At 44.2% G+C, this 23,471-nt stretch carries 21 protein-coding genes; 9 read left to right on the forward strand and 12 right to left on the reverse strand.

Annotation, left to right across the window (positions count from 1 at the left end; all coding sequences use genetic code 11):
• Positions 1-2: 2 nt before the first annotated feature.
• Positions 3-1,496 carry a methyl-accepting chemotaxis protein gene (locus C6Y39_RS00860; protein WP_105929445.1) on the forward strand — a complete coding sequence of 498 codons (1,494 nt, stop codon included), beginning with the start codon at positions 3-5 and terminating at the stop codon, positions 1,494-1,496.
• A 142-nt stretch (positions 1,497-1,638) separates the two neighbouring features.
• On the opposite strand, the gene C6Y39_RS00865 is transcribed toward C6Y39_RS00860, so the two are convergent.
• From C6Y39_RS00865 to C6Y39_RS00875, 3 genes are all read right to left on the reverse strand, one after another.
• Positions 1,639-2,454 (reverse strand): choice-of-anchor H family protein, encoded by an 816-nt coding sequence (locus C6Y39_RS00865; protein WP_105929446.1) that lies wholly within the window; start codon positions 2,452-2,454, stop codon positions 1,639-1,641.
• A gap of 111 nt (positions 2,455-2,565) precedes the next feature.
• The gene (gene rraB / locus C6Y39_RS00870; RefSeq protein ID WP_105929447.1) at positions 2,566-2,964 is read right to left on the reverse strand and encodes a ribonuclease E inhibitor RraB; all 399 of its coding nucleotides are present in this window, start codon (positions 2,962-2,964) and stop codon (positions 2,566-2,568) included.
• A 32-nt stretch (positions 2,965-2,996) separates the two neighbouring features.
• On the reverse strand, positions 2,997-3,722 hold the full coding sequence (locus tag C6Y39_RS00875; protein ID WP_105929448.1) for a 1-acylglycerol-3-phosphate O-acyltransferase: 726 nt from the start codon (positions 3,720-3,722) through the stop codon (positions 2,997-2,999).
• 193 nt (positions 3,723-3,915) lie between these two features.
• Between C6Y39_RS00875 and C6Y39_RS00880 the strand changes: the two genes are divergently transcribed.
• Positions 3,916-5,055 (forward strand): HD-GYP domain-containing protein, encoded by a 1,140-nt coding sequence (locus C6Y39_RS00880; protein ID WP_105929449.1) that lies wholly within the window; start codon positions 3,916-3,918, stop codon positions 5,053-5,055.
• 134 nt (positions 5,056-5,189) lie between these two features.
• On the opposite strand, the gene glnG is transcribed toward C6Y39_RS00880, so the two are convergent.
• The 4 genes from glnG to glnA all read right to left on the reverse strand — a co-directional run bounded on the left by glnG (position 5,190) and on the right by glnA (position 10,079).
• Complete coding sequence (gene glnG, locus C6Y39_RS00885) at positions 5,190-6,599, reverse strand: nitrogen regulation protein NR(I) (protein ID WP_105929450.1); 1,410 nt, start codon at positions 6,597-6,599, stop codon at positions 5,190-5,192.
• Positions 6,589-7,674 (reverse strand): nitrogen regulation protein NR(II), encoded by a 1,086-nt coding sequence (gene glnL / locus C6Y39_RS00890; protein WP_105929451.1) that lies wholly within the window; start codon positions 7,672-7,674, stop codon positions 6,589-6,591. The genes glnG and glnL overlap by 11 nt, the downstream gene beginning before the upstream one ends.
• Before the next feature lie 130 nt (positions 7,675-7,804).
• Positions 7,805-8,434 carry a DUF4124 domain-containing protein gene (locus tag C6Y39_RS00895; protein ID WP_240618783.1) on the reverse strand — a complete coding sequence of 210 codons (630 nt, stop codon included), beginning with the start codon at positions 8,432-8,434 and terminating at the stop codon, positions 7,805-7,807.
• 235 nt (positions 8,435-8,669) lie between these two features.
• Positions 8,670-10,079, reverse strand: a complete 1,410-nt coding sequence (gene glnA / locus C6Y39_RS00900) for a glutamate--ammonia ligase (RefSeq protein ID WP_105929453.1) — start codon at positions 10,077-10,079, stop codon at positions 8,670-8,672.
• Between the two features lie 456 nt (positions 10,080-10,535).
• On the opposite strand from glnA, the gene typA reads away from it, so the two are divergent.
• The 3 genes from typA (at position 10,536) to C6Y39_RS00915 (ending at position 14,267) form a co-directional block, all read left to right on the forward strand.
• Positions 10,536-12,368 carry a translational GTPase TypA gene (gene typA / locus C6Y39_RS00905; protein ID WP_105929454.1) on the forward strand — a complete coding sequence of 611 codons (1,833 nt, stop codon included), beginning with the start codon at positions 10,536-10,538 and terminating at the stop codon, positions 12,366-12,368.
• Positions 12,369-12,572: 204 nt separating this feature from the next.
• Positions 12,573-12,950, forward strand: a complete 378-nt coding sequence (locus tag C6Y39_RS00910) for a response regulator (protein WP_105929455.1) — start codon at positions 12,573-12,575, stop codon at positions 12,948-12,950.
• A 141-nt stretch (positions 12,951-13,091) separates the two neighbouring features.
• A complete protein-coding gene (locus C6Y39_RS00915) occupies positions 13,092-14,267 on the forward strand; it encodes a MalY/PatB family protein (protein ID WP_105929456.1) in 1,176 nt (391 codons plus the stop codon).
• A 182-nt stretch (positions 14,268-14,449) separates the two neighbouring features.
• Here the strand turns inward: C6Y39_RS00915 and C6Y39_RS00920 are convergent, their stop codons facing one another.
• A complete protein-coding gene (locus C6Y39_RS00920) occupies positions 14,450-15,646 on the reverse strand; it encodes an Nramp family divalent metal transporter (RefSeq protein ID WP_105929457.1) in 1,197 nt (398 codons plus the stop codon).
• Between the two features lie 247 nt (positions 15,647-15,893).
• Between C6Y39_RS00920 and C6Y39_RS00925 the strand changes: the two genes are divergently transcribed.
• Positions 15,894-16,553, forward strand: coding sequence for a UPF0149 family protein (locus tag C6Y39_RS00925; RefSeq protein ID WP_105929458.1), 660 nt, complete (start codon positions 15,894-15,896; stop codon positions 16,551-16,553).
• 35 nt (positions 16,554-16,588) lie between these two features.
• On the opposite strand, the gene C6Y39_RS00930 is transcribed toward C6Y39_RS00925, so the two are convergent.
• The 3 genes from C6Y39_RS00930 to C6Y39_RS00940 all read right to left on the reverse strand — a co-directional run bounded on the left by C6Y39_RS00930 (position 16,589) and on the right by C6Y39_RS00940 (position 19,027).
• A complete protein-coding gene (locus C6Y39_RS00930; protein ID WP_240618777.1) occupies positions 16,589-16,798 on the reverse strand; it encodes a hypothetical protein in 210 nt (69 codons plus the stop codon).
• Between the two features lie 122 nt (positions 16,799-16,920).
• The gene (locus tag C6Y39_RS00935; RefSeq protein ID WP_105929459.1) at positions 16,921-17,349 is read right to left on the reverse strand and encodes a CopD family protein; all 429 of its coding nucleotides are present in this window, start codon (positions 17,347-17,349) and stop codon (positions 16,921-16,923) included.
• Between the two features lies 1 nt (position 17,350).
• On the reverse strand, positions 17,351-19,027 hold the full coding sequence (locus C6Y39_RS00940) for a chloride channel protein (protein ID WP_105929460.1): 1,677 nt from the start codon (positions 19,025-19,027) through the stop codon (positions 17,351-17,353).
• Positions 19,028-19,132: 105 nt separating this feature from the next.
• On the opposite strand from C6Y39_RS00940, the gene C6Y39_RS00945 reads away from it, so the two are divergent.
• Positions 19,133-19,840 (forward strand): DUF6776 family protein, encoded by a 708-nt coding sequence (locus tag C6Y39_RS00945; protein ID WP_105929461.1) that lies wholly within the window; start codon positions 19,133-19,135, stop codon positions 19,838-19,840.
• A gap of 165 nt (positions 19,841-20,005) precedes the next feature.
• On the opposite strand, the gene azu is transcribed toward C6Y39_RS00945, so the two are convergent.
• Positions 20,006-20,455: an azurin gene (azu, locus tag C6Y39_RS00950; protein WP_105929462.1), complete on the reverse strand. Its 450-nt coding sequence runs from the start codon at positions 20,453-20,455 to the stop codon at positions 20,006-20,008.
• A 508-nt stretch (positions 20,456-20,963) separates the two neighbouring features.
• Here azu and C6Y39_RS00955 point away from each other — a divergent pair.
• On the forward strand, positions 20,964-22,337 hold the full coding sequence (locus tag C6Y39_RS00955; protein ID WP_105929463.1) for a class II fumarate hydratase: 1,374 nt from the start codon (positions 20,964-20,966) through the stop codon (positions 22,335-22,337).
• Positions 22,338-22,645: 308 nt separating this feature from the next.
• A complete protein-coding gene (minC, locus tag C6Y39_RS00960; RefSeq protein ID WP_105929464.1) occupies positions 22,646-23,455 on the forward strand; it encodes a septum site-determining protein MinC in 810 nt (269 codons plus the stop codon).
• Positions 23,456-23,471: the final 16 nt, after the last annotated feature.

The following is a 23,471-nucleotide window of genomic DNA, read 5'->3' on the forward strand; positions in this document are numbered from 1 at the left end:
CCATGCAATCAATAAAACAAAAATCCATGATCACGCTTTCTCTCGTTTCATTAGCGGTAATGCTAGTGGTGTTTGGTTTGAGCTATATTGCAACCAGCCAGTATTTCGATGAGCAGTTAGAGAAAGATATGCGCGACACTAACCAAGCGCTGTCTATTGTTATGCAAGAGCCAATATTTGCATACGATAATAAATTAACCGAAGACATCCTTTCATCCTTTGTAGCTTATCCTCATGTTTTGCGAATAGAGGCCTTTGATCATCGTGGAAATGCGATTGCGAGCGCGGTAGACAAGGAGGCAAACACTCAGTCGCACGATATTAGTAGAGCAAAGGTAGCGATAACATGGGAAGGTAAAAAAGACATAGGTCACCTTCAAGTTTCCTATCTTTTAGATACCAATCAAGATTTGCTTTTCGCAGCAAAATGGATGTTTTTATTAATAGGGATAATTTTAATTGCTGCTCTTGGCGGTACAAATTGGTTTGTATTATCGCGATATGTGCTGTCGCCTTTGAGCAAAGTGTCAGACGCAATGGCCGAAATCGCTCAAGGCGGCGGCGATCTCACGCGGCGTCTTAACATTCAATCAAACGATGAAGTCGGTGAGCTAGCAAATACTTTCGACAGGTTTGTAGCGAATTTACAGATATTGGTAAAAGGGATTGTTGAAAACGCAGAACGCCTTTCAGTATGTGCCGAAGAAATAAGAAAACACTCTGATAACAATGTGAGTGAAACTCAGCTTCAATTGGCCGAAATTGAAGAGGTATCAGCTGCGTTAAGTCAAATGTCAAAGGCCACTGAAGAAGTGTCTCACAACGCTGTACAAACATCAGACAAAACTAAAAGCTGTAACGAGCTTGCAAGCTCAGGTAATCAGATAGTACAAAAAACCGTAGATGATATTCATAGCTTAGGTGAAAGTATAGGAGAGACATCTACTAAAATTTCTGAGCTAAATGAAAAAAGTGAACTCATTAATACCGTACTTACAGTAATAAAAGGAATAGCGGAGCAAACAAATCTATTGGCGCTGAATGCTGCTATTGAGGCTGCGAGAGCAGGCGAGCAAGGTCGTGGATTTGCAGTGGTCGCCGATGAGGTCCGTGCTCTTGCACAGCGCACTCAAGACTCAACAAAAGAAATTGAGGCGATTATCAACGATTTACAAGCCTCTTCCGAAGACGCCAGCAAATTGATGCTCACTACTAAAGATAGACTAGGGGCCACCATTGATGAGTCATCCCATGCTATTGCGGCGCTTGAAGATATAATAAGAAATATACAAATTATCAATGATATGAACTCAGGTGTAGCGACAGCCACTGAAGAGCAAAGCGTGGTCACGACAAACGTAAATACCAAAGTGTCGTCAATCAATGCTCTGACTATTGATGTAGCCAAAAATGCTAAATCTTCTACGGTATTAACAGAGCAACTAAGCTCTTTGAGCCAACACATTCAACAAGATTTGACGAGCTTTAAGGTGTAGGTGTTTTCACGAGTTCGGCATGTATTTCCTGTTCTCTTATTTGGTAAGAGAGAATAGGTAAGCAAAGGCTTTAACTCATCAGCAAGCGATAAAAAGCTGCAGTAATTTGCAGCCTTATCAGTTTGCACGCTGTGTAATCAATCTATCTTTGGCTTCTTACCGACAATCTGCGCATGAATGCTACTCCACCTAGCATAACGAGCGTGAGAAAAGTCCATGTACCACCGTGCTCTTCAACGATCACTACCGTCTCTTCTGCAACATACTCGTAGTTTTCACTTTCAAGAGGAACATACGCAAGAGCGCTATCATCGTAGGCATCTGTGTAAGCGACTAGCATTTCTGTATCTGCGTCATAAAGCTCTAGTAAAATATCGTAATCCCCCGGAGCGTACCCAGATAAAAGATTACTTTCAATTGTAAACGTGTCCGTGGAATCTTCTGAATAGATGTAAAAGTCAGACGTCACATGAATAGCTTCATAAACATCGTTTCTACCTAGGTATAAAACTGCATAAACAGGGGCGCGTGTAAAAATAGTATCGGCGTCGAACTCGATTGAAAAAGTAGAGTGATAGCCATCGTAGTCGATATCTTGCTCTAACGATACCCAGCTTTCGTAAATCCAAAATTCATTAATACTGCTAACGACAATATCGCTAGAAGACTTATTAATGCCCAAATGCTGCGTGTGTTTTTCAGTTTCAAGAATATTCGGGTCTTGATGAAGAGCGCCATCCGAAGACTGAATTTCATCGCGTTGGCTATTTACAGTATCTGTGGTCTTCGATTCAAGCGAGGCCGATGGAACAAAGGGCTTGTCGTAGCGATACTCTTTAGACTCAACGGCTTTTAACTGCGAGTCTGATTCAATTGTTGCATGCGCAGGCGCAGTGAAATTTAATTGCACTGCGGTAAAAGCGGAGTATGTGGCAAGTGCGAGTAGTAATTTTTTCATCTGTCCATCCTTTTCCAATCGATAATGACAGTGTCATTGTTGATGGAAAAAGATGAACAAAAGCTGAAGAGTAACTTAATGCCCCTTCAGCTTTATCTGGGAATTTAAGAATTAGTCGTCGAAGTGATAGCCTTCTTCTTCGTACTCGCCTTCTTCACGGGGTTCAAAATAGGTGCCCCATCCATCGTACGTTACGTCGTGTTTGTCAGCAATTTTTAGCAGTGCGTCAGAATCTGCATTGAGTTTTTCAATATCCAGTTTCCTTTCAACTATAGCGTCGAAGCAGAAAATTGTTTCACCGTCATCTAGCATCAATTCCTCTGCATCCGTAACTTCAAAACCGGCTTTAAATGCATCTACGGCGGCTTTTTCTAACACATCGAAGTCTGTACTGGCGAAGTGGTGCTCAATGGTATAGTCGGCGTCTGCTTGGCTGCCGTCTTCTAAAAGGGCATCAATGGTTTCTTGATTAAACTCGTACCACTCTTCTCTTTCATCGAACTGGGTCATAATAAACACTCGTTAGCAATTTTGACGCAAGTTTACCTGCTTTTTTCTAGTTCAGCGACCTGAGTATTGAGCGTATCGAATTTTTGTTTCATTTCATCATTGAAATGTACCATCCACTCTTTGATTGAATGCGCTTCAGTAAGGGGGACGGGAGCAGAAATATCAATGAGCACTATCCCATTGTCCCAACGGTTCCATTTCACTTTGTTGTGCAAGTTGCTGGCTGTAACCATAACAACTGGCTCATTGGTCGTTTTCGCTAAACGAAATGCTCCCTGCTTAAAAGGTAGAATACCTCTGCCGTAACTTCTGGTGCCTTCAGGAAATAGCCACACTGACGTCTTCTTTTTAGCTATACGATGTGCGGCAATATCTAGCGTATTTCGGGCTTTACCTGAGTTTTTTCTATCAATCATGATGTTCCCAGATAGCCAGTATATTTGGCCGAATATAGGGATCCACTTTAGGCTTTTTTTACCAATTGTGACCACGCCAGGAAGGGCAGCTTTACAAATCGTAATCACGTCAAAACTATTTTGGTGATTAGCTATAAATACGTAAGGTTCATTAATTTTAACCGCTGGGTCCTTTCTAATGATGAGCTTCAGGCCCACAATTTTTGCCATGAGAGAGTATAAGCTGCCCGCTGCATGAACGTTATCTTTGTGAAAAGGACGCACAATACAAATAATCAACAACACAACGTTGATAAACAAAAAGGCGATAAAAAGTGCTGGAATGCGGAATAAAGCGATCAAAACAACTCCTAGATTCTATTGACGCGCGCAGTATAGATGAAGTTTCAGCGTACACTTGTCCGATGAGTTTTTACAGCGCTAATCTTTTTATTTAAAAAGTCCTTATCTTTATCACCTTTAGTATGAGGAAATTTTGCCGATACCCAATTACAATAAGAAGAAGCGCAATCGAATCTAACTCGGTAACCAGTATATGCAAACATTCACTCCAGACGACCTCGAAGAAGATATTCTTGCTGACCTAATGGAGGAAATTAACGAACTCTATGAATCTAGTGAGCAAACTCTGATTGAGTTAGAGCTTCGTCCTGAAGACAACGAGTTGCAGCGCGCTTTGTTTCGCTCTATTCATACAATCAAAGGCGATTTGGGCTTAGTTAACTTCTCACCGATGATCCCGCTTTTGCAGCACGTGGAGGACTTGCTAGATTATCTGCGTAAAGGGCAGGTGGCTTACACAAGCACAATGAGTGATTTGGTATTGCTGACCATGGACAGGGTTAAAGCGTTTGTCGAAAGCGTAATGGCCAATGGTAGTGCTGAGTACGATGACAACCTTCACAACCAGCTAGTTTTGGCAATAAGCCGTGTGACACCTGAAAATTCATCTGATCATGAGAAGCGTCTAACAGAAGCCGTACTATTACTAAATCCGGCTCTAGATAGAGTGGTTGATGATAACGAGCAATCCAATACTCAAAATAAACCGGTCACCCTTGCGGCAACGGGAATACCGAAAGACATTAGTAGCGAAAAAAAGCAGGATATTCTGTTTTTCCGAGATCTAATGCAGTCTATAGAGCGCCGTTCAGATTACTGGGCTGGGCGTGGTGATCGGGTCGCAAAACTTGCAATGTACATTAATGACGTGGCCGAAAATCCTATTGACGAGGATCAGCTTGCCGTTGCCAGTTACGTTCACGATTTCGGTATGGCATTTATGCCTCTAAAGCTACTCCATAAAGGGGATGCTCTTAGCGATAACGAGTTTAATCTTATGCGCTCTCACGTATATAAGAGCGCGCGTTTGTTAGAGCATTTAGACCAGTGGGATATGGCGCGCAAAATTGTGATGCAGCATCACGAGCGTACTGATGGAACCGGTTATCCGCTCGGGCTTAAAGAAGACGATATTTGTGAAGGCGCAAAGTTACTCGCTATAGTGGATACCTATGACGCCATGACTCATCCCAGAGCTCACAATGAAGATAAGGTGTTATCAAAAAAAGAGGCGGTGATTGAAATTAACCGCAGCGCCAAAGGCCAGTTCAGCATGAAATGGGTGAGAATTTTCAACCAGGCAATGACGGCGCTTTTGACCAAAGGACATTAAGAATCTGCAGTCTTTTTGGATAAGCTCTCAGTAGGAGGCTAAAAGCTATTCAAAATGATTGGCGAGCCAGACAAATAAAAATAGCAGGCCTGCGTCTGCTATTTTTTTTAGGTATGCCTAACTCAACCAGATAATTAGTTTACGCCGAGTTCTTTGAGCTTTCTTGTTAACGTGTTGCGCCCCCAACCTAAACGCTTAGCAGCATCTTGCTTATGGCCGTGTGTGTGATGCAGCGCTCGCTCAAGCATAACGCGCTCAAACGTCAGCATTGCGTCGTTAAGAATGTTGTGATGACCGTCACGAAGTTGCTTATCCGTCCAGCTAGCCAACAAGTCTGGCCATTCGCCCGATTCTGTACTCGGTTTCTCTATCGCGTTGTCGCTGTGGATTTCTGGTGGTAAATCACTAGGCAGAACTTCTTGACCACTTGCCATCACGGTAAGCCATCGGCACACGTTTTCTAACTGCCTGACGTTACCAGGCCATGATAGCTGGGACATGACGCGCTCAGCTTCTTTAGAAATACTCTTAGCTTCTACATCCAGTTCTTTCGCTGCACGACGTAAGAAGTGTCGCGTTAGCAGGGGAATGTCTTCTCTGCGTTCACTAAGAGAGGGGAGGTGTACGCGAATTACGTTCAAGCGGTGGAACAAATCTTCCCTAAATTTTCCTTCAGCAACACGCTGTTCTAAATTTTGGTGGGTTGCTGCAATAATGCGTACGTCCACACTCACCGATTGATGACCGCCAACGCGATAAAACTGGCCGTCAGCAAGTACGCGCAACAGTCGAGTTTGCACATCTAAGGGCATGTCACCAATTTCATCTAAGAATAGCGTACCGCCGTCGGCTTGTTCAAAGCGACCTTGGCGAGCAGCTTGTGCACCGGTGAATGCACCTTTTTCATGACCGAATAATTCAGACTCTACAAGATCAGCGGGAATAGCAGCCATGTTCAGCGCAATAAAGGGTTTAGTTGCTCTAGGGCTGTGCCTGTGAAGCGCATGTGCAACCAGCTCTTTACCGGTGCCCGATTGTCCGTTAATGAGCACGCTGATTGAAGAGCGTGAGAGGCGGCCAATGGCGCGAAACACTTCCTGCATAGCAGGTGCTTCGCCGATGATCTCGGTCACCACATCTTCGGGCTGTGCTTTTGATACGTTTGATTGTTCCCTCGAGTGGGCAAGTGCCCGCTGGGTTAATGTAACCGCTTCGTCTATGTCGAAAGGTTTTGGTAAATATTCAAACGCACCCTTTTGATAAGCGTTTACAGCGCTATCAAGATCAGAATGCGCCGTCATGATTATAACGGGAAGCATAGGGTGCGAAGAATGCACTTCGTTCAATAAAGTCATGCCGTCCATTTGTGGCATTCTAATATCTGAAATGATGACTTCAGGGGCTTGGCCGCTTTGAAGTTGAAGTAATAAATCTTCAGGGTTTTCAAAACTTAAACAGCTTATTTCAGCTGCCTGTAAGGCCTTTTGCAGCACCCAACGAATAGAACTGTCGTCATCGACAATCCACACAGACTCATTCGTCATCGTCTGTCTCCTTACGATCGATTGGTAGATAAATTACGAACTCAGTGTGACCAGGGTAGCTGTCTACATCTATTTTGCCGCCGTGGTGGTTGATTAGGGTCTGTGATATTGACAAACCCAGCCCAGAGCCATTCTGTTTACTTGTGACCATGGGGTAGAAAAGTGTGTCTTTAATTTCCGGCGGAATGCCCGGTCCGTTATCAATAATCTTTATTTTTGCCACTAGCGCATAACGTTTTGTTTGAATCGTCATCTGGCGCTCTATGCGTGTTACTAATTTTATTTCTGGATTAGGCGTTTCGCTTTCTGTTAGCGCCTGAACACTGTTGCGAACAATATTGAGCACCGCTTGCTGGATCATATCCGGATCAAGCATCAGTGGCGGTATACTCGGATCATAATCGCGAACAATGGCAATAGGGCTATCTGAGTCAAATCGCATAAGGCTGCGGATTTTTTCAAGGGCCTGATGCACGTTACTTTCTTCGAATCGCGGCAGTGAATTGGGCCCTAGTAGACGGTCAACCAAGTTGCGAAGACGATCAGATTGCTCAATGATCATGCTGGTAAATTCTTTGTGCTCGTCGTTCAGCTCTTTTTCTAGAAGCTGTGCTGCGCCACGAATGCCGCCAAGTGGGTTCTTAATTTCGTGAGCAAGGCCGCGCACTAGTTCTCGAGCAGCATAATGCTGTGCGTTTTGCAGTGTTTCTCGCGTTATGCGTTTTTGCTGATCAATTTTTTTAACTTCAAATAGCAGGCGTGGGCCGTCTTCAAAGTGTAAATTCGTTACAGTCAAATCAGCAGATACGTAGCGGTTATCTCTAAACGCCAATTTAATTTCATTCTCGGTGAAATCTTCACCTTTCCTTATAGCGGCTTTAAGGCGGGTGGTCTCTATTGTGCCCGGCAAAAAGAAGTCTTGAAGTGGGTGTCCGATAAGTTGTTTCAACCCAGTTTCAAACAAAGCTTCACCCGCATGGTTGGCATAAACAATCGTAAGTTTATTGTCTACCATCACTAATGCGGTGTTTAAGCTATTGATTAGCTGTTGTGTTTCTAACTCGGTGGAATGCATCCGAGCTCGTCTCCTTTGCACCATATTTGTGCATTGTAGCTTGCAATGATGCGGTGCGCGAATAAAGAACTCAGCAATAAATATTTACTGAACCTCTGTGGTGCGCTTGCATAACCATGGTTGCACGCTATTAGTTATTAATTAACGCCGATGCCTGATGAAGGTAAAGGGTTTGAACTGGAGACGATGCAAGAGTCTTGCCCGTATTGTTAGTTAGTTCAACTTTGTAGGTGTGTGCCCCACGATGGATACCAGATAACTTAAAAACGCCGGAATTATTGCTAGCAATTGGGGCATCATCAAAAATTAACCGATAGATAGGTGCTTTAGGTGCACCAGTTTGAGTCGCTGAAATGGTAATTTCACCTAAATTATTTCGGATTGTCGCCTCAGGTGCTGGAGATTTGATTACCACGCGGTATTTCGGCTTTGGTGTATCGGGCTTAAGTGGTGGTGGCGGGGGAACTTTCGCAGCGGTAACTACGTTCTGTGTTTTTCCATCAAACGCTAATGGCTCTGCATTTTTTTGCGGCTTATCGGTGTAAGTAACAGATCCATCTTTTCCAACTACTTTATAGATTGTTGTAGAGGAAGAGGTTCCAGCGACGGGTGCATTGACGCCTTCAGCTTCGTCGTTCATTTGTGCATCTTGCTGCGTACTTTTTTGTTCATTATCTTGACTTAGCGCAGTGGCCTGTAAAGGAAGCAGCCCATAGCTAGCCAGCGTCAGCAGTGATAGTAAGCAGATATTTCGCGTCATGTTTTGCACGTGTTGTTACCTAATCAATGTATTGTAGGGCTGCCAATTTATTACCTTTGGCCGAGCACTTAATTGGTCTGGCTAGATTTGACTAAAACTGGCGCACAGTAAATTCCGCTAAAAAGGGGACTCTATTGGTATTCTTTAACGAATTTATATAACCATAGTAGATAATTAGCGCGCATAAAAAAAGCCCGCAAAGCGGGCTTTAGTATATATCGCTATACAGGTGTTATTACACGCTGTAGTACATGTCAAACTCAACAGGGTGAGTTGTCATGTTAAGTTTGGTTACTTCTTCAGACTTAAGGTCGATGTATGCATCGATCATGTCGTCTGTCATAACGCCACCGGCTTTAAGGAAGTCACGGTCGTTATCAAGCGCTTCAAGCGCCATTTCTAGCGAGCTTGCAACTGTTGGGATTTCCGCTGCTTCTTCTGCAGGTAGGTCATACAAATCTTTATCCATTGCATCGCCAGGGTGGATCTTGTTCTTAATTCCGTCAAGACCAGCCATTAGCATTGCAGTGAACGCTAGGTATGGGTTAGCTGTTGGGTCAGGGAAGCGAACTTCGATACGACGCGCTTTATCACTAGTTACGTGTGGGATACGAATAGACGCTGAGCGGTTACGTGCTGAGTAAGCAAGCATTACCGGCGCTTCGAAGCCAGGAACTAGACGCTTGTATGAGTTAGTCGATGCGTTTGCAAATGCGTTGATTGCACGCGCGTGCTTAATGATACCGCCAATGTAGTAAAGTGCTTCTTCAGAAAGACCAGCGTACTTGTCACCCGCGAAGATGTTCACGCCATCTTTAGAGATAGACTGGTGGCAGTGCATACCAGAACCGTTATCGCCAACAAGTGGCTTAGGCATAAAGGTAGCAGTTTGGCCGTATGCATGTGCAACGTTGTGAACTACATACTTGTAAACTTGAATTTCATCAGCTTTCTTAACTAGCGTGTTGAATTGGCATGCAATTTCGTTTTGGCCAGCTGTTGCTACTTCGTGGTGGTGCGCTTCAATTACAAGGCCCATTTCTTCCATTACTAAGCACATTGCTGCACGGATGTCGTGGGCAGAATCTACTGGTGGTACTGGGAAGTAACCGCCTTTAACACCTGGGCGGTGCGCCATGTTGCCGCCTTCGAATTCTTCACCTGAATTCCATTTGGCTTCTGCAGAATCGATCTTATAGAAAGAACCCGCCATATCTGTGTGGAAGCGAACGTCGTCGAAAAGGAAAAATTCTGGCTCAGGACCGAAGAATACTGTGTCACCAATGCCTGTTGACTTTAGGTACTCTTCCGCGCGACGAGCAACTGAACGAGGATCGCGCTCATAACCTTCCATAGTAGAAGGCTCAACGATGTCACAACGAATGTTTACTTGTGTTTCTTCAGCAAACGGGTCTACAACACAGCTGTCCGCATCTGGAAGAAGAACCATGTCTGATTCATTGATGCCTTTCCAGCCAGCGATTGAAGAACCGTCGAACATTTTACCTTCTTCGAAAAACTCTTCATCAACTAGGCCCGCAGGGATAGATACGTGTTGTTCTTTACCTTTTGTATCGGTAAAACGTAAATCTACAAACTTCGCTTCACTTTCTTTAATAAGCTCTAATGCCTTATCAATCGACATCGTGTCCTCCAGGTTTAATGTAAAAAATGCGGGATGATCAGCTTCACCCCAACAGTGAAAAAAGTGAAAGCGATTATCATGCCATCTATATGCATGCCGATTTCTGTGGCATAGCGGGGCACCCATCACTTCCTTTTAAGTTGAAATGCACCATAACTGTGCGCTCTTGCACGATTGTGGTGATTCGCTCTTTTTTTACGATAATCAGCCTAGAATACTTTGCAGCATATGGCTACCTAATATGTTCAATACGGTGCAACATAAGTGTTCAATAGTTGAACAAGTGATTGAAAATCAATAAAACGTGTCCACATCAAAAAAAAGATGCGCAAATGCCGTGGTTTTTCTGTACAATCCGCGCAAATTTTCTATCTGCATTTTTTTGCAACAAATCTAACGCATACTCCTTTCCACTGAATTGCAGTAGTCGTTGATTTACACAGGCTCTATATAAGCATGAATACCACTGATATAAATAAGTTGCGTAACATCGCAATCATCGCCCACGTTGACCACGGTAAAACGACCCTGGTAGACAAACTGTTACAGCAGTCTGGCACCCTTGAATCTCGAGGCGAGCAAGAAGAGCGCGTAATGGACTCGAACGACATCGAGAAAGAACGTGGCATTACCATCCTAGCTAAGAATACAGCGATTAACTGGAACGACTACCGTATCAATATCGTCGATACTCCAGGACACGCTGACTTTGGTGGTGAAGTAGAGCGCGTAATGTCAATGGCCGACTCTGTACTTCTACTTGTAGATGCACAGGAAGGTCCAATGCCGCAAACGCGTTTTGTAACGCAAAAAGCATTTGCTCAAGGCCTTAAGCCAATTGTTGTTATCAATAAGATCGACAAGCCAGGTGCTCGCCCTGATTGGGTAATGGACCAAGTTTTCGATTTGTTCGACAACCTAGGTGCTACTGACGAACAATTAGATTTCCAAGTTGTTTATGCGTCAGCACTTAACGGTTGGGCATCATTGGACTCAGACACTAAAGAAGACGATATGACGGCGTTGTTCCAAACTATCGTTGACCAAGTATCTCCTCCTGATGCGGACATCGACGGCGCATTCCAAATGCAGATCTCTCAGCTTGATTACAACTCTTACGTAGGTGTAATTGGTGTTGGTCGCGTTAAGCGCGGTTCTGTGAAGCCTAATCAACAAGTAACTATCGTTACTGCTGATGGCCAAAAGCGCAACGGAAAAGTTGGTCTAGTTTATGGCTACCTTGGTCTTGCTCGTCATGAAGTTAGTTCAGCTCACGCGGGTGATATCATTGCAATTTCTGGTCTTGGCGAACTGAAGATCTCTGACACCATCTGTGACGTTAACACGGTAGAAGCGCTTCCTCCGCTTACCGTTGACGAGCCTACGGTAACCATGACTTTCCAAGTAAACACGTCGCCGTTTGCTGGTAAAGAAGGTAAATATGTAACGTCACGTAATATTCTTGAGCGTCTTACAGACGAGCTAGTACATAACGTAGCGCTTCGTGTAGAAGAGACGCAAGATCCGGATAAATTCCGCGTATCAGGTCGTGGTGAGCTTCACCTAGGTATACTTATCGAGAACATGCGTCGTGAAGGTTACGAGCTTGCAGTATCACGTCCAGAAGTAATTCTGAAAGAAGTTGACGGTGAAACACAAGAGCCATACGAAACGTTGACCATCGACTGTGAAGAACAGCATCAAGGTTCTATTATGGAACAGCTTGGTCTGCGTAAAGCTGAAATGACAGACATGTCACCAGATGGTAAAGGGCGCGTACGTATCGACTTCGTTATTCCAAGCCGTGGCTTAATTGGTTTCCAAACTGAATTTATGACGATGACGTCAGGTTCTGGCTTGCTTTACCACACGTTCGATCACTACGGTCCTTATAAGGGCGGTATTATTGGTAAGCGTAAAAACGGTGTGCTTATTGCCAATGCTAACGGTAAGGCGCTAACTAACGCCTTGTTTAACCTTCAAGAGCGTGGTCGCCTATTTATCGGACACGGTGTAGAAGTGTATGAAGGTATGGTTATTGGTATTCACAGCCGTGACAATGACCTTACTGTAAACGCGCTTAAAGGTAAGCAGCTTACTAACGTTCGTGCATCAGGTACTGATGAAGCGCAGACACTCGTTCCACCAATTAAGATGTCTCTTGAGCAAGCGCTTGAGTTTATTGATGATGACGAACTCGTTGAAGTAACGCCTGAGTCTATCCGTATTCGTAAGAAGCTTCTTACTGAAAACGAGCGTAAGCGTGCATCACGCGCGCCTAAGTCTTAATACCTTCTAAGACTTAAACAACTTTTAAAATGCCAGCTTTTTGCTGGCATTTTTTATTCTGCGTAAAGCGGCCAAAATTTCGACCAATGGGTAGTGGTCAAAGATAATTTACTCACCTATGCTTAGACTAATTGGGTTAGGGGCTAAAAAAGGCCTTAAACTGGCATAAATTATCACTACTTACCGATTTTTAAGGGGATCGTATTGTTTTCTGTAGCCGTAGTCGAAGACGACCCTATCACGCTTGATATGATAACCGATGCGCTGGAAACGCAGTTAGACGCAACCGTTTATTCGTTTACACGCAGCAAATTTGCTAGAGACTTTTTGTTACAGCAAACTTCTGACTCGTTAAATTTAATTATTAGCGATCAAGTTATGCCGGATTACGATGGTTTAAGCTTGTTGAAAACCTGCCATTCTTCTGGTCTCAACGTTCCATTTTTACTAATTACCGCAGACCCAAATAAAGAACTGGTTATTGAGGCTCGTAAGCTTCAGGTCACGGGTTTCTTAGCTAAACCACTTGATATGACGGAATTAATTCAAAAGACCCAAGAAGTAGCTGTACACAAAAGATAATGGCATTAAGTGATGTTATTTATCTCTATTTAAGTACATTTAGATCTAGCGAAATAGCGTTAAATCACGATATTCACCCTAGTTTATAACGTAGGAAACTTCTACACTGTTGCCACAAGTTTTTATGCAACAGGATGTAATGTGAGCACGTTATTCGATAATACCCCCCCTCGAAAAGACACTTTCTCGTTTAAATGGCAAAAGTACAAAGGAAAAGACATCATTCCTGCGTGGGTTGCCGATACCGAGTTCCGTTGTGCTCAGCCAATACTCAATGCTATTTCAGGTTATGTAGAACATGGTAATTTGGGATACATTCTTCCGGCACACCATGAAGGTGCAATTCAAGCGGTAGTTAGATGGCTTAAAGATAAGCACAATTGGAACATTAAGCCAGAGTGGTTAGTGTGGACTCCTGGCGTGGTACCAGCGTTTAACGTTGCCTGTAAAGCTTATTGTGAGCCCGGCGATAAAGTGCTTATTCAAACCCCGAATTACCCGCCTTTGTTAGCTGCACCTAAGCTCAATGGCTTAGAGCGGGTTGATATCGGTACGGTAGTTCAACATGCTAATGGTGACAGCGCCGATACGATTAATGAGGTAGAAGGCACGCGCTATACATTAGATTTTGATGCACTAGAAAAAGAGGCTGCAGATCCTCGATGCAAACTGTTTATTCTATGTAACCCAATGAATCCTGTGGGCTCGGTATTGTCTAAAGACGAGTTAGATCGTATTGCCGATATTTGTAACGCAAACAATGTAACTCTCTGTTCCGATGAGATTCACTGCGACCTCATTTTAGAAGAGGGAAAAACGCATATTCCTGCAGGGCGTGAAGCAAACCTTGCGGAAAATAGCGTTACCCTAATGGCCGCGAGCAAGACCTTCAATATAGCGGGCTTAGGTACCTCATTTGCTATTATTCCCAACCGCCAACTGCGTCAGGCATTTACTAATGCAGCAGCAGGTATTGTGCCTTGGGTTACCGTATTGGGGCTGGCAGCAACTGAAGCGGCTTTTACCCAGTGTGACGATTGGCACCAACAGCAACTTATTTACTTGCGTGAAAACAGAGACATGGTCTTCAATACCATTAACAGCATAGATGGGCTGCGTATGCTAAAAGCCGACGCCACCTTCCTTGCTTGGGTGGATGCAAGTGGCCTTGGCGTTGAAAATGTTCAGCAGTGGGCAGAGGAAAAAGGCGTGGGCCCATCGCCTGGCATCGATTTTCATAAAGCGGATCATTTTCGAATTAATTTCGGCTGCAGCAAGGGGATGCTCCAAGACATTCTCCAACGCCTAGCCAGCTAAAATCGGGGGCAGAGTGCTTTTCAGCCCAAAGCTGAAAGCTTTAACTTCTTTTGACGTTAAAAAGGGCCAAAGCGGCCCTTTTTCTATGCAGTCTGTTAGTTACGTTGTCTTACTGCTTTTGAAACCTGCCAACTGGGTTAACTTTCAAAAAAGTCAGACTAACTCTGCCCTCATCTCTGTAACTAGCTAAAAACGCCGATTAATTTATACAAACCTAAACCAATCACAGTGCCAACTACCACAAAGCCCGCTACGTTACTTTTCCACGTGTTTCTAAATTCACCCAACGCAGTGCTTTTGTTCATTACCACTAGCAAAAATATAGCAATGATAGGAAGTAGCAGGGCATTGGTGGCTTGTGCGAACAAAATAGCAGGTAACGGTTTAAAGCCAAGTGCTGCAACGCTTACACCTATAACAATGATAATGAACCACACCGCCTTGAAGCTCTTACTTTGCATATTGTCAGATAACCCAAGCGCACCAGTTACTGCGTAAGCGGCTGCGAGCGGTGCCGTGATCGCACTGGTTAATCCGGCTGCAAACAAACCAAGTGCAAAGAACCACTGCGCTTTATCACCTAAAACCGGTTTGAGCTGTTCTCCCATATTAGATGCGTCCATGGTGGCAGCTTGATTGAAAAACGCCATCATGGCCGTGGCCATTACAATTAGTGTGATAAGTCCGCCCATGCTTATTGCTCTCGCTGATTGATTGCGACAGGCTACAACTGCGTCGTGTTTATTCTGTCCTTGAGATGATTTAGCTACGAGACTAGCGTGTAAGAATAAATTATAGGGAACGATGGTTGTTCCGATTAGCGCAAGCACCGTTGTAATCGCATCGGCATCCAAGCGGGGAGAGATGAATTGGCTAAACATAGCAGCAACGTCAGGCTTGGCTACCAATAGCGTAACTAAAAACACCCCAGCCATAATAAACACCAAGTAGACAAGAACGGTTTCAATCCATTTGTAGCTTCCAGACCAAAGCAAGACAATCGCTATAGTGCCCAATATGCTGGCCCATGGACCGATGCCTATGTTAATGAAGGCATCTAGACCAATGGCTGCTCCGGTTAAATTTCCAGACTCATAGGCGGCGTTTCCGATACCGATGGCACTGACTATAAGCAAAATAAACACATTTTTTAGCCAGGGTTTATATGCCATATCTTTCATTGCACTGGCCAAGCCCTTGCCACTGGCCACGCCTAATCGAGCCGCCATATCTTGCAGCACTATAGTAGCGAAAATGGAAAAAAGCAGCGCCCATACGAGGTGAAAACCAAAGTTAGCTCCTGCTAAGCTTGCTGTGGTTACTGTTCCCGGCCCTATAAATGCGGCCGCGATGATATATCCTGATTTATCTTTTGCCATTGCAACGACTCTTAGTTAAGTTTTGCTATCATGACAATAGGTAGGCGAGCACGCAACAGTACCGCTAAACCAATACAGTAACAGATTGGTTTTAAACCTATTGTCGCGTACCCAATGCGGGCAAGTCATTTTCTCTCGCCTTTACCCATTTTAAGTGAGGGTAAAAGGTTAAAAAATACGCCCTTAGCAAAGTGGGCGCGCAGACTACCGTTTCACGAAATAGAACGCAAATTAAAATAGGACATTAATGGTGAAAGACGGCTATCCGATAACGATGGTGAGCGATATTGTGTCGTTGCCTAATTTTGAAAACGTTCTTCCTTCTACTTACCAAGTTGATGGGATGATCTTTGCCGTAGCCTCCGCACCAGAGATACCTATGCCCGAGCAGTGGATGCCTTGGTTAATTCAGTCAGGTGACAGTAAGCTTGTAGATAAGGACGTAGATAAACTGGCAGATGCGTTGATGAATGGTTTACGCGCGCATCTCGATTTTATGCGACAAGAAAAGTCACCACTGCCTAAGGAACTAATTTCGGCCGAAGAGGTGAATGGCTTCAGAAGACCCTCGCAAGCATTAGAGAGCTGGTTGACCGGACTACTTCATGTCCACAAGTTATTGGAACCCGTTTGGGAAAATGCGTGGCAACAATTCGAGAAAAAGAGCGGTGACAGCACTAAAGAAGCGCCGGAAGCGCGACTATCACGTTGTTTAAAGCTGTTTTCTACATTGGCAAATGTGGATTTAGCCCTTTCGTATCGCAATGAAGAACAAACCGAGCAGTTAAAAATGAACATGGCTTTGCTGATTAAGCAGTTGCCGTCAGTACTTGCCGACTATACAAAGCTTTCGGGCGAATTGGCTGGGGCGTTGCCAAATCAGTTTGAGACATTCAGCAAAACTTAAATAACTACCTTTCGCCTGAACATTAAGTTTAGCAGCTATCGCTGTCGCTGATGCTGACGCTGATTTAATGTGTGTTTGAGGGAAGCTGTATAACTGTCTAGTTCCAGCTTCGCTTTTTCGTATTGTTCGTTTAACCGCAAGGAAGCCGGTTCCCGCATCAGGGCTTTAAAGGCCAAATCTGTTTGTTTGAGCAAATCTTTAAGGTGTTGATTACTGTCGTCCATGTCGTATTCCGATAAGTACATTTATTTAAATCCGAGAAACAGCTTCAACCCGGTGCTTTCTTGCGCTTACATCGTTATTGCTGGTTTATCGCTTCAGGGCTTGATACTCCTTTTATCAAGCCCCGAAAGGGTTTAATTTCTCGCTAAAAAGGCTTTACTACCGCCAAACAAACAATAGCGAGTATGGCCAATACCGGTACCTCATTCAAAAAACGGTAAAAGCGAGGAGAATGCCTATTTTCGTCTCGCTCAAATTGCTTCAACAACTTAAACAAATAGAAGTGGTACCCGTAAATAGCAAGTAAAAGCAATAACTTTATGTGAAGCCACCCTGACATTTTAAACCATGTACCGCCATAACTGACAATAAGCGCAACGCCGAATGCTAGAGTTAACAAGGCGAATGGGGTTACGAAGAACCATAACCGACGCTCCATAACTTTAAATTCGTCTTTTACAACTTGTGATTGAGTGGTGGCGTGATACACAAAAAGCCGTGGTAGATAAAAAAGCCCTGCCATCCATGCCAACATGAAAAAGATATGCAGTGCCTTAAACCATAAAATGTACATATTAATATTGCGCCTTCTGTAAAAAACTTTGCAAGATATTCCAGGTAACTACGCCAATAATATCGTTAAGTTCTTGATCGTAAATATAAACTGCGCCAGAGCGCGAATTTTTGAGATGTTCATACACCTCGTGCAGCGTTGACTGGGCGCTAATGCCTTCCATCTCGTAGTAGTTAAGCGCCGTCGCATCGTGCTCCAGACTGACATTGTATTGGACCAGTTTATACTGCACATCTATTTCAAACTTTGATTTTTGAACAACAATTTGTGTCGGATTACTTTCTAAATAATTGAAAAGTGCAGCCTCTGGAGCATCGTGAAACAACTTGTATTCGGTATTCATTGCAGCGAGTACGCCAGTTTTCTCCAGCGCTTCTCGAATTGAAGAAATGGCGTAGGGCAGGTTCTGATAGTCAAGCTGCCGTATAAATATGGATCGGTTTCCAAAAAATTGCGTGGAAGTAACATAAGCTGGCACGATAACAAGCATGGCCGGTAATATAATTTGCGGGCTGTAAGAAAGCTCCATAACCGCTGATAGGGCTGCAAGCGGGGCATGTAATACGGCTGTCAACATACCGGCAATGCCTAGTAGCGCAAAGCTATTTGTAAATTCGGGAACATCAATAAAGTAAGATAATGGCAAAAGAAGCACTGCACCCGCTAGCATTCCGATCACCATTACTGGACCTATGATCCCTCCTGGTATGCCCAAGCCAATGGCAAAAACCGCTAAAATTACTTTGAATACCAAGGTTGAAACAAGCAGGAGCGCGCCAGGGGAACTATCAAACAAATGTTCAACGTCTATGAAATTAGCGCCAAGAGCTTCAGGAATTAACATGCCAATAGAGCCTGTAATCAACGCTGCGAGTACAAGTCGCCACACCATAGATACCGGTCTAAAAAGTGTCATAACACGCATTAGCTGACTGTTAAATAATACGGCTAAGACACCTAAAAGAATGCCTAAAAGAACCAAGTAAAAGTACATCCACTGACTAAACGCGTTAAACGATAAAAACGACAGTTCGTTGACCTCACCAAACACGATACGCGTAAGGACCGAACCGCAGGCGGCAGCTAGCATGATGGGAACAAAGATATGGATTTTGTATTCTCGGAGCACAACCTCCATTACGAAGATAACTGCGGCGAAGGGGGTATTAAATGAGGCGGATATACCAGCAGCGATACCGCAGCCAGCAAGTATTCGAATACTGTTGTAGGGAAGGCGAAGCCACTGGCCTAAAAAGCTGCTACTTGACGCGCCCATGTGTACTGAGGGACCTTCTCTTCCCACTACAAACCCGCCCGCTAACGCAAGCATACCCCCAAAAAATTGGTTGATGGTGGTTCTTAGAGGCACATAGCCATAATAATATTTTACCCGGTGAATAACGAAGGGAATACCAAGGCGGTAATGTTTGAAGCCAGTTAAAAAAGCAATGAAGAGTATCAGACCCACACTTATCAAGGGCATGATAAACCATACTAACCAGTCGTGAGTGAGAACCGATTTAAGCGACGATACGCCTGTTTCCTGCAGCCATTCCACACATAGCCGGAACAAGATAATAATAAGCGCCGCGCAGGTTCCCCCTACAATGCCCAGCATGCACAACTGAATGGATGTGCGTGGGTGAGCTACTTCCTCTCTTAAAGCCTGCAAGCGCATGTTGTGGTACAGTAGGTTAACGTAGCTAGCAGCTTACCATAAACACTTAAAATTCATAATATTTAGAACGCGTTAGCGTTTTGCATTTTTGTTGATATAGAGATCATGACAACCGATCAGTTAAAACACATTTTAGGAAACTACAAATGGTCACTGCTAGTGGCTTTTATAATGCTAGCCATGGTGGGATTTGGTTATAAACTTGCCCGTATGATTGACGAGGGTGATAGTAAAAAAGTTCAGGCGCAGCAAGAGACAATTGCTATTTTGTCTGAAGAGAACAATGCGTTAACGACTAAAGTGAATCAGCTTGAAGTGGCCGTTGAGATTGCGTCGTTAGAAGCTGAAAAAATTGTCAATACACTTAATGAACAGAAAAAAGAGATAGAAGCTCAGCAGGAGTTGATCAGCTTTTACGAACGGGTAATGGCGCCAGAAAAAACTGAAGACGGCTTTGCTATCGAAGGAGTAGAGGTTTTCAAACTTAGCGACACTACGTATCAATTAAGGTTGGTTTTACTGCAGTCAAAACAGCAAAAGGCGGTGATAAATGGCGATTTAACGATTGCTATTGTAGGTAAAAAAAACGGCGAACCTATTACTCTCAAATCTGGTGAATCGAACCTGTTAGCAGAGAACGTTAGGTATCGGTTTCGTTTTTTCCAAGCGGTTAACGTTACTCTCACCATTGATAAAGACATCGATGTGGAATCCGTTGAATTCACTACATCAGTTTATCAATACAAAACTCGAAAGGGTACTTATGAGATGAGGGTTCCATGGAGCGAGGCCCTTTCTGTAGAGATTGAGTAAGGGGTTATAAGCAGTGCTTTTGCTGCAAGGTTTAGGGGGCCTTTTTGCACTTCATCCTTGTATCTTTTTCGATTTCAGATGTCGTGCCCGTTACAACTTTAACCCAAGAGTAATCCTGTCTAGATTAGGGCGCACCGTTAGAGGTGCGCCTGTATAAGCGAACTGCTAGCTAGAAAGGGTCACTGTGCCTTTCATAATGCCGATATGGCCTGGAAATGAGCAGAAAAACATATATTCTTCATCTTTGTTCAAGCCTTCAACGGAAAACGTAGTTGAGGTTTGCTCGCCACCACCAATAATTTCCGTAGCGCCGATAACGCGCTCATCATTAGGCTTTACATAGTTGTTATCTAACCCTGCACTCATGCCATCGGTTGCCACAGCTTGACTATCGGCTTTAGTCGTCATAACCCAATTGTGGCCCATAGATTGTTTCGGCAATTGGCCAGTGTGTTTAAGTGTCACCGTAAATTCGCTACAGCTCGTCGGAATGGTCACGTTCGAGGTGTTGAACTGCATAGCATCGTTTGATTCCACAGTAACCTCACAATCATTAGCGAATGCACTAGAGGCCAAAAAGAAGAGGGCTGTGCCACCAAGTAATTTCTTGATCATAAAAAATATCCTTTGAATTTAAAGTAACTGCACCTTTCGGTGGAATAAGAAGACTCGGTTAACTATACGGGAAAGAATACCACTGGATCATTGTAAATGTTAATGGTTATCATTTATATTTGTGCTTAAGGGTGTTTGATTCGTCTTTCATAACTTTTAACGCACAAGGAAGCCTATATCATCAATAAGCAATGCACAGCAACAAGTTCGATTCGGAAACAGCGCAGATGAGCTGGATGTATTGGTATAAATTATCTTGATGGCGCTACAGTTGTTTAGCGCATATATACAAGCCTCTGCTTAAAGCTGAGCGCTGTGCTCGCAGCGGGAGTGATCGAATTGCGCTTGCAAGAATAAAAATAGATATGCATTTGCTAGTGCCCTATTTTCTTTAGAGAGCTTACAGAATAGACAGCTTACCGAGTTGCAGACACCAATGTGAATGACGCGTAAGCGCTTATGGGCATGCACACATAACACGAGTTTCACCAACACAAGGATACGAGTAATGACAGCAACACGCACAGAACGCGACAGCATGGGAGAACTTCAAGTCCCTGAAAATGCGCTTTACGGCGCGCAAACTCAACGGGCCATTCAAAACTTTCCAGTAAGCGGGCAGCGTATGCCTGAAGCTTTTATACGCTCGCTTATCACAGTGAAAAAAGCGGCAGCACAAGCCAATATGAAACTCAACGCTCTTGATAGCAATCGTGGACAAGCCATTGTTAAAGCGTGTGACGAGCTACTTTCTCTTGAAGACATTGTGCAGCATTTTCCCGTCGATATTTTTCAAACGGGCTCGGGAACAAGTACCAATATGAACGCCAACGAAGTCATTGCGAATTTGGCTTCGGGTTACGCAGATGAAGAGGTTCACCCCAATGACCATGTTAACTATGGTCAAAGCTCTAATGATGTCATACCAACAACTATTCATGTTAGTGCTGCCATGGCGCTCACGAACGAGCTTATACCGGCTGTCGAAAGCCTAATTGGCATTATTGAGGTAAAAGCGAAGTCGGTGTCGCAGTACAGCAAAACAGGGCGCACTCATTTAATGGATGCTATGCCGGTAGGAATGGACCAAAGTTTGCTGGCGTGGGCAGCACAGCTTAAGCAGCAAGTTAAAACACTGCGTGCAGTGCAACCTGCTATTCAAACGCTTGCTCAGGGCGGTACCGCCGTAGGCACAGGCGTAAATGCACACCCGGAATTCGCGGTTTCCTTTTCCGATAGTTTAAATGCGATTACCGACGTAGGCTTTAAACCGGCAGACAATTTCTTTGCGCTTATTGGTTCTCAAGATACCGCAGTCACATTATCTGGCGCGACCAAAAGTCTTGCGGTTACGCTCATGAAAATAGCTAACGATTTGCGTTGGATGAATTCGGGGCCACTTGCTGGTCTTGGTGAAATTGCCTTACCTGCATTGCAGCCTGGCTCGTCAATTATGCCAGGAAAGGTGAATCCAGTGATCCCCGAAGCGGTGGCGATGGCCTGTGCACAAGTTATAGGCAACGACGCAGCCATAACAGTCGGAGGGCAGTCGGGTAATTTTGAGCTAAACGTCATGCTGCCTATGATTGCTAATAATCTATTATCAAGCTTGTCGCTAATGACCAACAGCGCCAAGCTTATCGGCGAGCAAGCCATTGAAGGTTTCACTGTTAATAAAGATAATATCGAGACACCGCTCTACAGAAACCCAGTATTGGTTACCGCGCTTAATCCTGTCATTGGCTATGAAAAAGCAGCCGAAATAGCCAAAGCAGCATATAAAGAGAATAAACCGGTTATTGACGTTGCCGAGGCGATGACAGATATACCCCGAGATGAGCTAGAAACCTTGCTCGACCCTAGAGCACTTACTCGTCTTTAGGCGCTTAAAACAGAGATGTAGTGTTAAAAAAATGCGGCGTTTTGCCGCATTTTTTTATGGTGAAATAAATTTCAATTCTGAAGCAATTTTGGTGAATTCCTTTCTTCGTTAAAAATAATTCGGTTATTGGCATAATATTGGCTAATACAGTAGTGAAAAGGACATTACAGTTGCTGTATGTACGGGGGTTTTTTGATACAGTGACCCATTGAAACTATTTGAATCGCTGCGTAAGACAGCGACAAACTATTGCGCTAATAGGTTTTGCTAGTACCAATGTATAAGCAACGCCTTTTCGGGAAGAAAAAATGACAGAAACTTGCTTTCGCATGAAGGGCACTACGCTCACCAGTATTGTGTTAGAAGTAATAGATTTTGAACCAGATAACTTCGAAGCTCAGCTATCGCAAAAGATTGCGAGCGCGCCGCAGTTTTTTACCCGTTCCTCACTGATATTGCACCTGATAAAACCCTTGTCAGCTACTGAGTTTGAATTGCTTGTTGCGCTGTGTCGTCGCTTGCAGTTACAACCCATGGCGGTGAAAGGAGAGGTGGCTGAACTAAAGCCAACCATTAACGATTTGGGCTTGGCGGATGTCAGCCAGAGCAAGTTTACCGATAGTGTTCTTCGCTCGCAAAATCCGTCTCAGCAAGCTACTGCAAGCAACGTAAATAGTAGTGAAAATAACGGCGGCAGTCAGGCGCAGCAGTCATCGACTAGCGCCGCGAATACGTCATCAGACAGTGATGCTTCGCCATCTGCGGTAACGCCTTTGAAAGCTGAAATTAAACCAGCCAAAGTAATAAACCGTCCGGTTCGGTCAGGCCAGCAAGTATATGCTGAAGGCGGTGATTTGGTGGTGACAGCATCGGTAAGCGAAGGTGCTGAACTTCTCGCCGATGGCAACATACATGTTTACGGCACGTTGCGCGGGCGCGCGCTAGCCGGTGTTAAAGGTAACACGGGGGCCCGTGTATTTTGCCAGTCGCTAGACGCGGAACTCATTTCAATTGCAGGGCAATTTATCATGCACGAAACCGTCAAGGGTGAATGCTGGAAGAAACCTGCACAAGTATATTTAGAAGAAGAAACATTACGTATAGAGCCGTTGGCTTGATGCTTTGTACGCACCA

The organism is Alteromonas gracilis, assembly GCF_002993325.1.
Taxonomy (GTDB): Bacteria; Pseudomonadota; Gammaproteobacteria; order Enterobacterales; family Alteromonadaceae; genus Alteromonas; species Alteromonas gracilis.